This window comes from Pseudomonas sp. Q1-7, assembly GCF_028010285.1.
Lineage (GTDB): Bacteria > Pseudomonadota > Gammaproteobacteria > Pseudomonadales > Pseudomonadaceae > Metapseudomonas.
On the sequence record NZ_CP116304.1, the window covers coordinates 67,856 to 81,851 of the forward strand.

The 13,996-nt window shown below is 65.6% G+C and carries 12 protein-coding genes; 9 read left to right on the top strand and 3 right to left on the bottom strand.

The annotated features are described in order from the left end of the window. Nucleotides 1-24: 24 nt before the first annotated feature. The 3 genes from znuA to PJW05_RS00375 all read left to right on the top strand — a co-directional run bounded on the left by znuA (nucleotide 25) and on the right by PJW05_RS00375 (nucleotide 3,954). Complete coding sequence (gene znuA / locus PJW05_RS00365; protein WP_271409975.1) at nucleotides 25-951, top strand: zinc ABC transporter substrate-binding protein ZnuA; 927 nt, start codon at nucleotides 25-27, stop codon at nucleotides 949-951. 152 nt (nucleotides 952-1,103) lie between these two features. Beyond that, nucleotides 1,104-3,251 (top strand): adenosylcobalamin-dependent ribonucleoside-diphosphate reductase, encoded by a 2,148-nt coding sequence (locus PJW05_RS00370; RefSeq protein ID WP_271409976.1) that lies wholly within the window; start codon nucleotides 1,104-1,106, stop codon nucleotides 3,249-3,251. A gap of 16 nt (nucleotides 3,252-3,267) precedes the next feature. After that, nucleotides 3,268-3,954, top strand: coding sequence for a TSCPD domain-containing protein (locus PJW05_RS00375; RefSeq protein ID WP_271409977.1), 687 nt, complete (start codon nucleotides 3,268-3,270; stop codon nucleotides 3,952-3,954). A 311-nt stretch (nucleotides 3,955-4,265) separates the two neighbouring features. Here PJW05_RS00375 and PJW05_RS00380 read toward each other — a convergent pair whose 3' ends face one another. Beyond that, nucleotides 4,266-5,216, bottom strand: coding sequence for a homoserine kinase (locus PJW05_RS00380; RefSeq protein WP_271409978.1), 951 nt, complete (start codon nucleotides 5,214-5,216; stop codon nucleotides 4,266-4,268). A 31-nt stretch (nucleotides 5,217-5,247) separates the two neighbouring features. After that, a complete protein-coding gene (locus PJW05_RS00385; protein ID WP_271409979.1) occupies nucleotides 5,248-5,529 on the bottom strand; it encodes a DUF2782 domain-containing protein in 282 nt (93 codons plus the stop codon). Nucleotides 5,530-5,603: 74 nt separating this feature from the next. On the opposite strand from PJW05_RS00385, the gene polA reads away from it, so the two are divergent. Then, nucleotides 5,604-8,351 carry a DNA polymerase I gene (polA, locus tag PJW05_RS00390; protein ID WP_271409980.1) on the top strand — a complete coding sequence of 916 codons (2,748 nt, stop codon included), beginning with the start codon at nucleotides 5,604-5,606 and terminating at the stop codon, nucleotides 8,349-8,351. A gap of 277 nt (nucleotides 8,352-8,628) precedes the next feature. Here the strand turns inward: polA and yihA are convergent, their stop codons facing one another. After that, nucleotides 8,629-9,270 (bottom strand): ribosome biogenesis GTP-binding protein YihA/YsxC, encoded by a 642-nt coding sequence (gene yihA / locus PJW05_RS00395; protein ID WP_271409981.1) that lies wholly within the window; start codon nucleotides 9,268-9,270, stop codon nucleotides 8,629-8,631. Nucleotides 9,271-9,444: 174 nt separating this feature from the next. Between yihA and PJW05_RS00400 the strand changes: the two genes are divergently transcribed. The 5 genes from PJW05_RS00400 (at nucleotide 9,445) to PJW05_RS00420 (ending at nucleotide 13,982) form a co-directional block, all read left to right on the top strand. Next, the gene (locus PJW05_RS00400) at nucleotides 9,445-9,735 is read left to right on the top strand and encodes a c-type cytochrome (protein WP_271409982.1); all 291 of its coding nucleotides are present in this window, start codon (nucleotides 9,445-9,447) and stop codon (nucleotides 9,733-9,735) included. Nucleotides 9,736-9,786: 51 nt separating this feature from the next. Beyond that, entirely contained in the window at nucleotides 9,787-10,392 is a 606-nt protein-coding gene (locus tag PJW05_RS00405) for a c-type cytochrome (RefSeq protein WP_271409983.1), read from the top strand. A gap of 143 nt (nucleotides 10,393-10,535) precedes the next feature. Beyond that, nucleotides 10,536-11,168, top strand: a complete 633-nt coding sequence (locus PJW05_RS00410) for a thiol:disulfide interchange protein DsbA/DsbL (protein ID WP_271409984.1) — start codon at nucleotides 10,536-10,538, stop codon at nucleotides 11,166-11,168. 16 nt (nucleotides 11,169-11,184) lie between these two features. Next, the gene (locus PJW05_RS00415) at nucleotides 11,185-12,063 is read left to right on the top strand and encodes an endonuclease/exonuclease/phosphatase family protein (protein WP_271409985.1); all 879 of its coding nucleotides are present in this window, start codon (nucleotides 11,185-11,187) and stop codon (nucleotides 12,061-12,063) included. Then, nucleotides 12,060-13,982, top strand: a complete 1,923-nt coding sequence (locus tag PJW05_RS00420; RefSeq protein WP_271409986.1) for a diguanylate cyclase — start codon at nucleotides 12,060-12,062, stop codon at nucleotides 13,980-13,982. The genes PJW05_RS00415 and PJW05_RS00420 overlap by 4 nt, the downstream gene beginning before the upstream one ends. Nucleotides 13,983-13,996: the final 14 nt, after the last annotated feature.

A 13,996-nucleotide genomic window follows, 5' to 3' on the forward strand; every position in this document is an offset into this window, starting at 1 on the left:
CTCTTTTACCGCCGAGTCTGTGCCGTGTTCCGTCTATTCGTCTCCCTTCTGCTCAGTGCCTGCGCCCTGTCGGCCCAGGCCGAGGTCCGCCTGCTGACCAGCATCAAACCGCTGCAACTGATCGCCGCCGCCGTGCAGGACGGCGCCGGCCAACCCGACGTGCTGCTGCCCCCCGGCGCCTCGCCGCACCAGTACGCCCTGCGCCCCTCGGACGTGCGCCGGGTGCGCGAGGCGGATCTGTTCTACTGGGTCGGTCCCGACCTGGAAAGCTTCCTGCCCCGCGTGCTCCAGGGCCGCGACAAGCCCAGCGTGGCGCTGCAGGGCGAAGCCGGCATGACCCTGCGGCATTTCGAGGCCCCGCATGACGAGCACGGCGAGGATGATCACGAACATGAGCATGAGCATGAGCACGATCATGACCATCGCCCCGGCTCGCTGGACGTCCACCTCTGGTTGCTGCCGGCCAACGCCCGGGTGATTGCCGCGCGCATGGCCGCCGACCTGGCCGCCGCCGATCCGGCCAACGCCGCCCGCTACCAGGCCAACCTGAAGGCCTTCGAAGGTCGTCTGGAGCAACTCGACGCCCGCCTGAAGGCGCGCATGGCCAAGGTCGCCAGCAAGCCCTTCTTCGTTTTCCACGAAGCCTTCGACTACTTCGAGGCCGCCTACGGCCTGCGCCACGCCGGTGTGTTCAGCGTGGCCAGCGAAGTGCAGCCCGGCGCCCGCCACGTCGCCGCCATGCGCGAGCGGTTGCAGAAGGCCGGCCCCAGCTGTGTGTTCAATGAGCCGCCGGTACGTCCACGCCTGGCCGACACGCTCTCTGCCGGCCTGCCGGTGCGCCTGGCCGAACTGGATGCCCTGGGCCTGGCCGCGCCGGTCGCCGCCAACGGCTATGAAACCCTGCTGCAAAACCTGGGCGACGGCCTGGCGGGGTGTCTGGAAGCGCTCTGAACGCGCTTCCACGGTTTCGCGGTATTCCAGGCGTCGTGAGCGAAGCGTCGCCTGCTAATGTGAGAGAGGGGCCGCGGGCCGTCTTGATGTGGATCAGCGGCCGGCATTCGTGGTCATGCGAGTCTGGACTCTTCATCACGGGAGGGTAGCGGATGGCCAGGACAGGGACCCCCAGGCAGGTCCAGGGCAACCACGGCATCGCCTTGCAGGCGGCGTCGGAGGACATCTGGGACAGCAAGTACCGCCTCAAGCACAAGGACGGTACGCCGATCGACCTCACCCCGGACGCCACCTGGCAGCGCGTGGCCCGCGCCCTGGCGGACGTGGAAGCCGACAGCGCGGCCCGCGAGCACTGGTACGAGCGCTTCCTCTGGGCCCTGCGCAACGGCGCCATCCCGGCCGGACGGATCATCTCCAATGCCGGCGCCCAGGACATCAAGCCGGCGACCTCGACCATCAACTGCACGGTCTCCGGCACCATCCTCGACTCCATGGACGACATCCTCGGCAAGGTCCATGAAGCCGGGCTCACCCTCAAGGCCGGCTGCGGCATCGGCTACGAATTCAGCACGCTGCGTCCGCGGGGCGCCTTTGTGTCCGGCGCCGGGGCGCAGACCAGCGGGCCGCTGTCGTTCATGGATATCTACGACAAGATGTGCTTCACCGTGAGCTCCGCCGGCGGCCGCCGTGGGGCACAGATGGGCACCTTCGACGTCTGCCACCCGGACGTGCGTGAGTTCATTCGCGCCAAGCGCGAGGACGGGCGCCTGCGCCAGTTCAACCTCAGTCTGTTGGTCAGCGATGCCTTCATGCACGCGGTGGAGAACGACACCGAGTGGCCGCTGCTCTACCCGGTGCACCCCAAGGAGCGCGACGAACTGGACTTCGGCGATCCGACGCAGGTGATCTGGCGCGACTGGCCGGTGCACGAGGGCTACATCGTCCGCGAGGACGGCCTGGTGGCCTGCAAGGTGTACGGCCGCGTCCAGGCCCGGCACCTGTGGGACATGATCATGGTCTCCACCTACGACTTCGCCGAGCCGGGCTTCATCCTCATCGACCGGGTCAACGAGCTGAACAACAACTGGTGGTGCGAGGCTATCCGCGCCACCAATCCCTGCGGCGAGCAGCCGCTGCCGCCCTACGGGTCCTGCCTGCTGGGCTCGATCAACCTCACCGCCTTCGTCGAGGAGCCCTTCAGCGAAGACGCTCACTTCGACTGGGAGCGCTTCCGCGCCGTGGTGCGCGTCTTCACCCGCATGCTCGACAACGTGGTGGAGATCAACGGCCTGCCGCTGGCGCGGCAGCGCGAGGAAATCCTCGGCAAGCGCCGCCACGGCATGGGCTTCCTCGGCCTGGGTTCGGCCCTGGCGCTGTTGCGCTTGCGCTACGGCAGTACCGAAGCCTGTGTGTTCACCGAGGAGGTGGCGCGGGAGATGGCCCTGGCCGGTTGGCAGGTGGCGCTGGAGCTGGCCCGGGAGAAAGGCCCGGCGCCCATCCTGAGCCGCGACTACGAAGTGACCGCCGCCCTGCTGCGCAAGCGCCCGGAGATGGTGGACGACGGCTACAAGGTCGGCGATCGGGTGCCGGGGCGTATCCTCCACGCGCGCTATTCCCGCTACATGCAGCGGATCGCCGAGCACGCACCGGAACTGGTGGCCGAGCTGGCCGAGGTGGGCGCGCGCTTCACCCACCACAGCTCCATCGCTCCCACCGGCACCATCAGCCTGAGCCTGGCCAACAACGCCTCCAACGGTATCGAGCCGAGCTACGCCCACCAGTATTCGCGCAACCTGATCCGCCCCGGGCGCAAGACCAAGGAGAAGATCGAGGTGTGCAGCTACGAGCTGCTGGCCTATCGCGCCCTGGTCAACCGCCAGGCCCGGCCCGACGCTGAGCATCCGACCCAGCGCCTGCCGGACTATTTCGTCAGCGCCGACGACATCCGCCCTGCCGAGCATGTGGACATGCAGGCCGCCGCGCAGCGCTGGATCGACTCCTCCATCTCCAAGACCGCCAACGTCCCCACCGACTTCGCCTTTGAGGACTTCAAGGACATCTACCTGCGGGCCTGGCACCAGGGCCTCAAGGGTTGCACCACCTTCCGCTTCAACCCGGCGGCGTTCCAGGGGGTGCTGGTGAAGGATGCGGACCTGGAGCGGACCGTCTACCGCTTCGAGCTGGAAGACGGAACCCAGGTGGAGCTGCGCGGCAATGAAGAAGTGGAGTACGACGGCGAGGTCCACACCGCCGCCAACCTGTTCGAAGCCTTGAAGGAAGGCTACTACGGCAAGTACTGAACACGTGGAGGCCCCTATGCCCCTCAAGATCGAGCAGAAGATCAAGGGCTTCAGCCTGGTGGACCTGGACCAGGAAAAGGCCCGCAAGGCCGCCGAAGAAGCCGCCGCCGTGGTGCAGATGGACGAGACCCTGCAGCGTCCGGAAACCCTGGTGGGCGCCACCTACAAGATCAAGTCGCCGCTGTTCGAGCACGCGCTCTACGTGACCATCAACGACATCGTGCTGAACCCCGGCACTGCCTTCGAGCAGCGCCGGCCCTTCGAGATCTTCATCAACTCCAAGGGCATGGAGCATTTTCAGTGGATCGTCGCCCTCACCCGCATCATGTCAGCGGTGTTCCGCAAGGGCGGCGACTGCACCTTCCTGGTGGAAGAGCTGAAGGCAGTGTTCGACCCGCGCGGCGGCTACCTCAAGCGCGGCGGGGTCTACATGCCGTCGCTGGTGGCGGAAATAGGCGCGGTGCTGGAGCGTCACCTGGTGGCCATCGGCCTGATGGAAGGCCAGAAGCTGGACGAAGAGCAGCGGCTCTACCTGGCGGAAAAGCGCGCGGCCTATGAAGCCAGCCTGGGCACCACCACCGCCGAACCCGGCGAAGGCTTCCCCGCGGGCGCCCAGCTCTGCGGCAAATGCAACACGCAGGCAGTGGTGCAGATGGACGGCTGCGCCACCTGCCTCAACTGCGGACACTCGAAGTGTGGGTGAGCCGGATCAGGCGAAGCATGCTTCGCCCCGGCGAACGACCGGCCATGGATGGCCGGGCCGGGGTTGAACTTGAGCAGAGGAGCAACGACAGGGATGTCTGCTGCGGATTCGATCTTTACTCGCTCGAGCATGCGTTTTGAAGGGCGAACGACCAGCCATGGATGGCCGGGCCGGGAATAGACCTGTGGGAGCGAATTCATTCGCGATTTCCGGTCAGGCGCGTGCCGATGGATGTCACGGGCAGCAGAGCTGCCCTTCGCGAATGAATTCGCTCCTACAAGGGGGCGCCCCCTGGAGGGTATTGCTGCCCGTCAGAGCGCAAACGGCAACGCCACCTCAATCCTCTGCCGCTGCGCCAGGCGCTTCTGGAACACATTCGGGTCATGGATCAGCACATCCTGCCCGGCGAAGGCATTGGCGGCGATCAGCCGCGACAGCCAGAAACGCACGCAGGCGATGCGCAGGGCGGTCGGCCAGAGTTCGGCCTCGGCGGCGATGAACGGGCGCAGCGCGGCATAGGCACCGAGCAGGGCACGGGCCAGTTGGCCGTCGAGGCGGCCGTCGGCGTCCGAGCACCAATCGTTCAGGCAGATGGCCAGGTCGTAGAGCATGGGGCCGGAGCAGGCGTTGTAGAAGTCGATCACCCCGGACAGGTGCGGACCATCGAACAGCACGTTGTCCTTGAACAGGTCGGCGTGCAGGTTGGCCCGTGGCAAAGCGAGAAAGCGTTCCTTCACCTCGCCGATTTCCTTCAAGGCATCGCGCAGCAGCGGCAGCGCCGCGTCGTCCAGCTGCAGGGCGAGGCCAGGACCCTCGTCGACCATCCAGGCCAGGCCGCGATCGCTCTTGCGCTCCAGCACCCGTTCGCGGGTGGCCAGGTGCAGGCGCGCCAGGAGACGGCCAACTTCCGCGCAATGGTGGGCGTTGGGCTGGTGCACGTGCTTGCCCGGCAGGCGCGGCTGCAGCAGCGCCGGCTTCTCCGCCAGCTCGCGCAGGGCCTCGCCCGTACCTGTGCGCAGGGCGAAGGGCACCGGCAGGTCGGCCTCGTGGAGCACGTCGAGCAGTTCGATGAAGAACGGCAGGTCGTGGCTGGGGCCGCGCTCCACCAGGGTCAGGACGTATTCACCCCCTTCCAGGCTGACGAAAAAGTTGCTGTTCTCGGAGCCTTCGGCGATGCCTTGGAAATCCTTCAGCCGACCCAGCCCGTAGGGGGCGAGGAAGGCTTCCAGTTCCGGACGTTCGAGGGGGGTGAATACAGACATTGGACTACCTTGTTACGGGGTTGCGCGTGCGCTACCAGCTGAAGATTTCCCAGGCCGGGATAAGCATGTCGGGGTTGTCCGAGCGGACGTAGTTGCTTTCGCCATCGGCGCGGACCAGGAAGTACGGCTTGCCGTTCTTCGGGGTCACCTTGATGGCGTAGAGGAAACCGTTGACGCGGTATTCCTGGATGGTCTTGTCGCCTTCCTGGCGGATGGTGACGTCCGGTTCCGCGGAGGGTTCGTCGGCGGCGAACGTGGCGACCGGGGCGATGGCCAGGAGGCTGGCGATCAACAGGCGGTTCAATGCGCGCATGGTAACCTTGTCCCTTCTCGTCAATGATCGGTCCATTCTACTTCGGGTCCGGTGAATAAAGGTTGATTTCACGCATGAGCCAAGCCCCCCTCGTCCTGGTGGACGGATCCTCCTACCTGTACCGCGCCTTCCATGCCCTGCCGCCGCTGACCACCTCCGCCGGCCTGCCCACCGGTGCGGTCAAAGGTGTGCTGAACATGCTCAAGAGCCTGCGCCGGCAATACCCGGACAGCCCCTTCGCGGTGGTCTTCGATGCCAAGGGCGGCACCTTCCGCGACGCGATGTTCGCCGAGTACAAGGCCAATCGCCCGTCGATGCCGGATGAGTTGCGGGTGCAGGTGGAGCCGCTGCATGCCAGCGTCCGCGCCCTGGGCCTGCCGTTGCTCTGCGTGGAGGGTGTGGAAGCCGACGACGTGATCGGCACCCTGGCCCGGCAGAGCGCGGCGGCCGGCCGCCCGGTGGTGATTTCCACCGGCGACAAGGACATGGCGCAGTTGGTCGACGGGCACATTACGCTGGTCAACACCATGACCGGTAGCACGCTGGACGTGGATGGCGTGAAGGAGAAATTTGGTGTCGGTCCTGAACTCATCATCGATTACCTGGCGCTGATGGGCGACAAGGTGGACAACATCCCCGGCGTGCCCGGCGTCGGCGAAAAGACCGCCCTGGGCCTGCTCACCGGCGTGGGCGGCGGCCTGGACGTGCTCTACTCCAGCCTCGACAAGGTGCCGGCGCTGCCTATCCGCGGCGCCAAGGGCCTGCCGGCCAAGCTCGAGGAACACAAGGACATGGCCTACCTGTCCTACCAGCTGGCCACCATCAAGTGCGACGTCGAACTGAATGTCGAGATCGATTCCCTGCACCCTGGTGAGCCCGACCGCGAGGCCCTCGCCGAGCTGTACCGCACCCTGGAGTTCAAGAGCTGGCTGGATGACCTGCAGCGCCAGGCGAAGTCCGATGGTGAGCAACTGGAGCTTGTGGACGCCGCCCCGGCCAAAGACGAGGCGCGTTACGACGTCATCCTGGAGCAGGCGCAGTTCGAGGCTTGGCTGAAGAAGCTGGAAGCCGCGCCGTTGTTCGCATTCGACACCGAGACCACCAGCATCGACGCCCAGCAGGCGCAGGTGGTGGGCGTGTCCTTTGCCGTCGAAGCCGGCGAGGCGGCCTACGTGCCCCTGGCCCACAGCTACATGGGGGTTCCCGCGCAGTTGGACCGTGACGCCGTGCTCAAGGCCCTCAAACCGCTGCTGGAGGACCCGGCCAAGGCCAAGGTCGGCCAGCATGCGAAGTACGACATGAACGTCCTGGCCAATGCCACCACGCCGATTGCTGTGCAGGGTATCGCCTTCGACACCATGCTCGAATCCTATGTGCTGGATTCCACCGCCACCCGCCACGACATGGACAGCCTGGCCCTCAAGTACCTCGGCCACAGCACCATCCGCTTCGAGGACATCGCCGGCAAGGGCGCCAAGCAGCTGACCTTCGACCAGATCGCCATCGAGCAGGCCGGCCCCTATGCCGCAGAAGACGCCGACGTCACCCTGCGTCTGCACCAGACCCTGTGGCAAAAGCTGGAGGCCGTTCCTTCGCTGGCCAAGGTCCTGAAGGAAATCGAAATGCCCCTGGTGCCGGTGCTGGCGCGCATCGAGCGCAACGGTGCCTTCGTCGACGGCAAGCTGCTGGGCCAGCAGAGCCTGGAACTGGGCGAGAAGATGGTGGCGCTGGAGCGCCAGGCTTATGAGCTGGCCGGCCAGGAATTCAACCTCGGCTCGCCCAAGCAACTGGGCGCCATCCTCTATGAGAAGCTCGGCCTGCCGGTGCTGGCCAAGACCGCCACCGGGCAGCCGTCCACCGCAGAGAACGTGCTGGCCGACCTGGCCGAACAGGACTACGAGCTGCCCAAGGTGATCATGCAGTACCGCTCCCTGAGCAAGCTCAAGAGCACCTACACGGACAAGCTGCCGGAACAGATCAACCCGCGCACCGGGCGCATCCACACCTCTTACCACCAGGCCGTGGCGGCCACCGGGCGCCTGTCCTCCTCCGATCCGAACCTGCAGAACATCCCGATCCGCACCGCCGAGGGTCGGCGCATCCGCCAGGCCTTCGTCGCGCCCAAGGGCTACAAGCTGCTGGCGGCGGACTACTCGCAGATCGAGCTGCGCATCATGGCCCACCTGGCCAAGGACGAAGGCCTGCTGGATGCCTTCCGCCACGACCGCGACGTGCACCGCGCCACCGCTTCCGAAGTGTTCGGCGTGCCGCTGGACGAGGTCAGTGGCAACCAGCGTCGCAGTGCCAAGGCGATCAACTTCGGCCTGATCTACGGCATGAGCGCCTTCGGCCTGGCCAAGCAGATCGGCGTCGAGCGCAAGGAAGCCCAGGCCTACATCGACCGTTATTTCGCCCGTTATCCCGGTGTGCTGGCCTACATGGAACGCACCCGCGAGCAGGCCGCGCAGCAAGGTTTCGTCGAAACCCTGTTCGGCCGCCGCCTGTACCTGCCGGAAATCCACTCGAAGAACCAGGCCATGCGCAAGGGCGCCGAGCGCACTGCGATCAACGCGCCGATGCAGGGTACCGCCGCGGACATCATGAAACGCGCCATGGTGGCGGTGGACGACTGGCTCCAGGCGAGCGGACTGGATGCCCGCGTCATCCTGCAGGTACATGACGAACTGGTGCTGGAAGTGCGCGAGGATCTGGTGCAGCAGGTCAGCGAACAGATCCGTCCGCTGATGGGCGGCGCGGCGCAGTTGGATGTGCCGCTGGTGGTGGAAGTCGGGGTGGGCGACAACTGGGACGAGGCGCACTGAGTGCGCCTTGGGACGGGCATCTGTATCGGCGATGAAACAGATGCCTGGATTTTGCTCGAATAAGCGCTCGGATCCTGATAGCGAATTCTTTCTAAAATTAATCTGAACTTTCTGCAAAAGGCGGGAGTCACACAACTGAATGGCTGGTGAAGCCCTTCGATGCTCCTTTTGCTGTGTTTAGTGTTGGCAGATATCTGAACCCCGCCCTAGCGGTTCAGACTTAAACCCCGAACTTCCCCCTCCCCATACGAAGTCCGGGGTTTTTTTTGCCCGGAATTCAGGCTTCGGCCTCGCCTTCTTCCTGGTCCAGTTGCAGCCAGTGCGCCAGCACCGCGTGGGCTTCCTCGATGCCCTGGCGCTTGGGCGCGGAGAACAGCTGAATGGAAACGCCGTCGCCCCAACCCTTGCGGATTTCCTGCCGCACCTTGAGCAGCGCGTTCTTCGCCGCGCCGAAGGCCAGCTTGTCGGCCTTGGTCAGCAGGATGTGCAGGGGCATGTTGCCGGCGCTGGACCAGTCCAGCATCAGGCGGTCGAAATCGGTCAGAGGGTGGCGGATGTCCATCAGCAGCACCAGGCCTGCCAGGCTCTCACGGCTGCTGAGGTAGGCTTCCAGATGGTGTTGCCAGTGCTGCTTGAGGGGAATCGGCACCTTGGCGTAACCGTAGCCCGGCAGGTCCACCAGGCGGCGCTCCTCGTCCAGCGAGAAGAAGTTCAGCAGCTGGGTGCGGCCCGGCGTCTTCGAGGTGCGCGCCAGGTTGGCGTGGGTCAGGGTGTTCAGCGCGCTCGACTTGCCGGCGTTGGAACGCCCGGCGAACGCCACTTCCAGGCCGCTGTCCGGCGGGCATTGGTCGACTTTGGCGGCACTGATGAGGAAGCGGGCCTGTTGGCACAGACCGAGGATCGGGTTCTTGAGTGACATGGGGAATCCAGGGGTGCGACGCGGTGTCGCATAGGGCGGTTTCGTTTCCGTTTATGCCTCGCCAGTATATAATGCCGCGGATTTAGTGTGCGCTTTATCCCCCAGGGTCTGGTGTCCACGGCAATGACCGACGCACGACAGAATGCGCGGCAACGCCCTCTGATGAGGTTGATCATGAAGAACGTACTGCTCGTCGCTAGCCTTGCAGCGCTGTCCTTCGTCGCGCAAGCGGCCCAGGATCCGGAAGCGGTTTTCAACCGGTCCTGTGGGGCCTGTCATAGTGGTCAGCTGCCGATGGCGCCGAAGAAAGGCGACAAGGCTGCCTGGGAACCGCGCCTGGCCAAGGGCATGGATACGCTGGTGCAGAATGTCACCAATGGTTTGAACGCCATGCCGCCGAAAGGCCTGTGTATGGATTGCAGTGCCGAGGACTACAAGGCCGTCATCCAGTGGATGAGCCAATAAAGTAGCCCGGCGCATAACACCTTTACCCTTTAGCCGTAGTTGGATTAGCTGATGAACAAAATAATCGTGAGTCTGCTGTTGACCCTGGGCATCACCGGCTTGGCGCACGCCGCCGGCGATGCCAAGGCTGGCCAGGCCAAGGCCGCCGTATGTGGCGCCTGCCACGGTCCGGATGGCAACAGTGCTGCCCCGAACTTCCCGAAACTGGCCGGCCAGGGTGAGCGCTACCTGCTCAAGCAGATGAACGACATCAAGGCCGGCAACCGCACCGTCCTGGAAATGACCGGCCTGCTGAACAACCTCAGTGACCAGGACATGGCCGACATCGCCGCCTATTTCTCCAGCCAGAAAGGCAGCGTCGGCGCCGCCGACCCGAAAGTGGTCGCTCGTGGCGAAGCCCTGTTCCGTGGCGGCAAGCTGGATGAGGGCATGCCGGCCTGCACCGGTTGCCACGCTCCCGACGGTTCCGGCAACGCCGCTGCCGGCTTCCCGCACCTGGGTGGCCAGCATGCCCAGTACGTGGCCAAGCAGCTGACCGATTTCCGTGAAGGCAACCGCACCAACGATGGTGATGCCCAGATGATGCGCAGCGTCGCGGCCAAACTGAGCAACAAGGATATCGAAGCGGTTTCCAGCTACATCCAGGGCTTACACTGAGCATCGATGTTTGGAACCTGATCAAGGGTGGCCTAGGCCACCCTTTTTCGTTCTCCGGCCCGCTACAATGGCCGGAACCCGCTGTGCCGCCGCAGGTCGAATCCTGGCCTTCGTAGCCCTATTTTCCCGTCAAGGAGTGAAGCATGCGTAACCTGATCCTTTCCGCCGTTCTTGCCGGCGCCAGCCTGCTGGGCGTGAGCACCGTCCAGGCGGATGACATCGAAGCCGGCAAGCAGTATGTCGAGCTGAGCAGCCCGGTTCCGGTTTCCGTTCCCGGCAAGATCGAAGTGGTGGAGCTGTTCTGGTACGGCTGCCCGCACTGCTATCAGTTCGAACCCACCCTCAATCCCTGGGCCGACAAATTGCCGGAAGACGTCAATTTCGTGCGTATTCCCGCCATGTTCGGCGGCCTCTGGAACGTCCACGGCCAACTGTTCATCGCCCTGGAAAGCATGAAAGTCGAGCAGAAGGTGCACAAGGCCGTGTTCGACGCCATCCATAAGGAAGGCAAGAAGCTCGCCACGCCGGAAGAGATGGCCGAGTTCCTCGCCGCCCAGGGCGTGGACAAGGACGCCTTCCTCAAGGCTTACAACTCCTTCGCCGTGAAGGGCCAGATGGAAAAGGCCAAGAAACTGGCGATGGCCTACCAGATCACTGGCGTACCGACCCTGGTGGTCAACGGCAAGTACCGTTTCGACATCAGCTCCTCGGGTGGTCCGGAGCAGACCCTGAAGGTCGCCGAGCACCTGATCGAGAAGGAGCGCGCCGCGAAGTAAGCGGCGCATTCGCCCGATGCTGCGACGCTGGGTGAGTGAGCGGGCGGCGAACTCGTGCGACGCACGGGTGAACCCCCATTGCGACAAGGGCAGGCTGCCCGCCGACGGCCGCCTGCGACTGCTCAGCTTCAACATCCAGGTCGGCATCAGCACCGAGCGCTACCATCACTACCTGACCCGTGGCTGGCAGCACCTGCTGCCGCACACGGGGCGTGCCGGCAACCTCCAGCGCATTGGTGACCTGCTGGGCGACTACGACCTGGTCGCCCTGCAGGAAGTCGACGGCGGCAGCCTCCGCTCCGGCTTCATCAACCAGGTCGAGCACCTCGCCCAGCTCGGCGACTTCCCCTACTGGTACCAGCAGCTGAACCGCAACCTCGGCCGTCTGGCCCAGCACAGCAACGGCTTGCTCAGTCGCCTGCAGCCCAGCCTGCTGGAGGACCACCCCCTGCCCGGACCGCCGGGTCGCGGCGCGATCCTGATGCGCTTCGGCAAGGGCCGCGACGGCCTCGCCGTGGTGATGATGCACCTTTCCCTTGGCGCCCGTACCCGCACGCGCCAGCTGGCCTACATCCGCGAACTGGTCGGCAGTTATCGCAACGTGGTGCTGATGGGCGATATGAACACCCACGCCAACGACCTGCTGGAGCGTTCGCCGCTGCGCGACCTTGGCCTGATCGCGCCACAGGTCGAGGCCACCTTCCCCAGTTGGCGGCCGCAGCGCTGCCTCGACCATATCCTGCTCAGTCCCAGCCTGACGCTGGAGCGGGTGGCTGTGCTCAGCCAGCCGATATCCGATCACCTGCCGGTGGCCGTGGACATCCGCCTGCCCGCCGAGCTGCAGGCCGACATGCCCCTGGCGCTCAGCGAATCCAAGCGCGGAATGCCTGCATGAGTGACGACGCCCAGCGTTGGAAAGCCAAGTACCTGGAAAGCCTCGAACAGCAGGAAAAGCTCGAGAGGCGCTGGGACGCCCGTCTCGACCTGTTGCGCCGCGGCCTGGTGCGCAGTTCCCTGGCGGCCGAGGGTGCCGACAAGGCCGTCGACCAGTGCATGCGGGAACTGCGCGAGATCATTCGCGGCGAGCAGATGGACGCCGGTCTCTCGGCCCTGATTCCACGGCTGGAACGGGCCGTGCTGGATTCCGAGCAGCGCCGTCAGCAGCGCGTCGAGCAGAGCGTCAGCGCGCTGACCGGTATCGCCGCGCGCCTGCTCGAACTCGACCTGCCACGGGACGTGCGCAAGGGGCTCAAGCAATTCGCCAAGCGCATCGACGAGCGTGCCCGCCAGCCTCGTGAGTTACCCGCGTTGCTCGCCGAACTCGGCATGCTCCAGGGCCAGGCCCTGCAAGCGCTGTCCAGCGAGGACGCACAGGAGACCAGGCCGGGCTTGCTGCAACGGCTGTTCGGCGCCTCCCGCGACGAGACGCCGGCTGATGACCTGCCGGCACCGGCGCCGGTCGACGCGGCCGAGCTCAAGCCCCCCCCGCCGGCTCTGGCGCAGGACATTACACCTGCGCCCGTCGCCAGCAAGCCTGCCGTCACCGATGCGACACCCGCCGCCGCCCCGGAGGCGGTTCCGGCTGCAGTGCCGCCGGTGGATATCGTGGCCGCCCCGGCGCGCAGCAGTGTTCTCGACAGCCTGCCGCTGGCGGCCTCTCTCATCACCGGAGACGGCGACCCCGAGTACGCCCTGCCCGGCCTGCCGGAGCCGGGCTACAGCGCCATCGCGCCCCATGTGGCGGACAGCTTGCGTTCGCTGCTCGATGAGCTGGACCTGCCCGAACACCACCAACCCCAGGCCGAGACGCTGCGCCAGCGTCTGCAGGGCGGGCTCAACTGGTACGAACTGGTGCCGGTGCTGGATGACCTGGGGGTGCTGGTGCTGGCGGTGACCGACAGCGGCCAGCGCGAATTCGCCGGCTACCTCAAGCAGCTCAACCAGCGCTTGGGGCTGTTCCTCGAACAGCTCAGCGCGGCCCAGGAAGGCTATGTCGAGTCGCTGGACAACGCCCGCGCGCTGGACGACCAGTTGCGTGAACAGGTCAGCGGCCTGCAGGCCAGCGTGCAGGACGCCACCGACCTGGATCAGCTGAAGCACAGCCTGGAGCAGCGGCTGGACGGCCTGCTCGACACCATGAGCCGCTACCAGCAGCAGCGTGCGGTCCGCGAACATGAAGTGAGCGAACGCCTGCAGGTACTGATGACACGGGTGGCGGCCATGGAAGACGAGGCCAGGTCCTTCCACGACAACCTCGAACTCCAGCGCCAGAAGGCACTGGTGGACCCGCTTACCGGCCTGCCCAACCGCGCGGCCTGGAACGAGCGACTGGAGATCGAGCTGGCCCGGCAGCAGCGCTACGGCGGCGAGCTGCTGCTGGCGGTGATCGACATCGACCATTTCAAGCGCATCAACGACGGCTTCGGTCACCTGGCCGGCGACAAGGTGCTGAAGATCATTGCCGGCGAGCTTGGCCGGCGCCTGCGCAAGACCGACTTCATTGCCCGTTTCGGCGGCGAGGAGTTCGTCCTGCTGCTGCCTTCGACGCCCATGGCCGGCGCCCGGCAACTGCTGGAAAACCTGCGTGCGGCCATCGAAGCCTGCCCCTTCCACTTCAAGGGGGAGCGGGTGTCCATCACCCTGTCCGCCGGGCTCACCGAACGGGTTGCCGGTGAACCCGGCGACGTCGCCTTCCAGCGTGCCGACCAGGCGCTGTATCGGGCGAAGCACCAGGGCCGCAACCGCATCGAACTGGCCTTGCCGCCGGCACCGGACGGTGCGCCCGATTCTGCTGGCTTGCCGCAGCCGGGTTGAACCCGCCCGGGGAT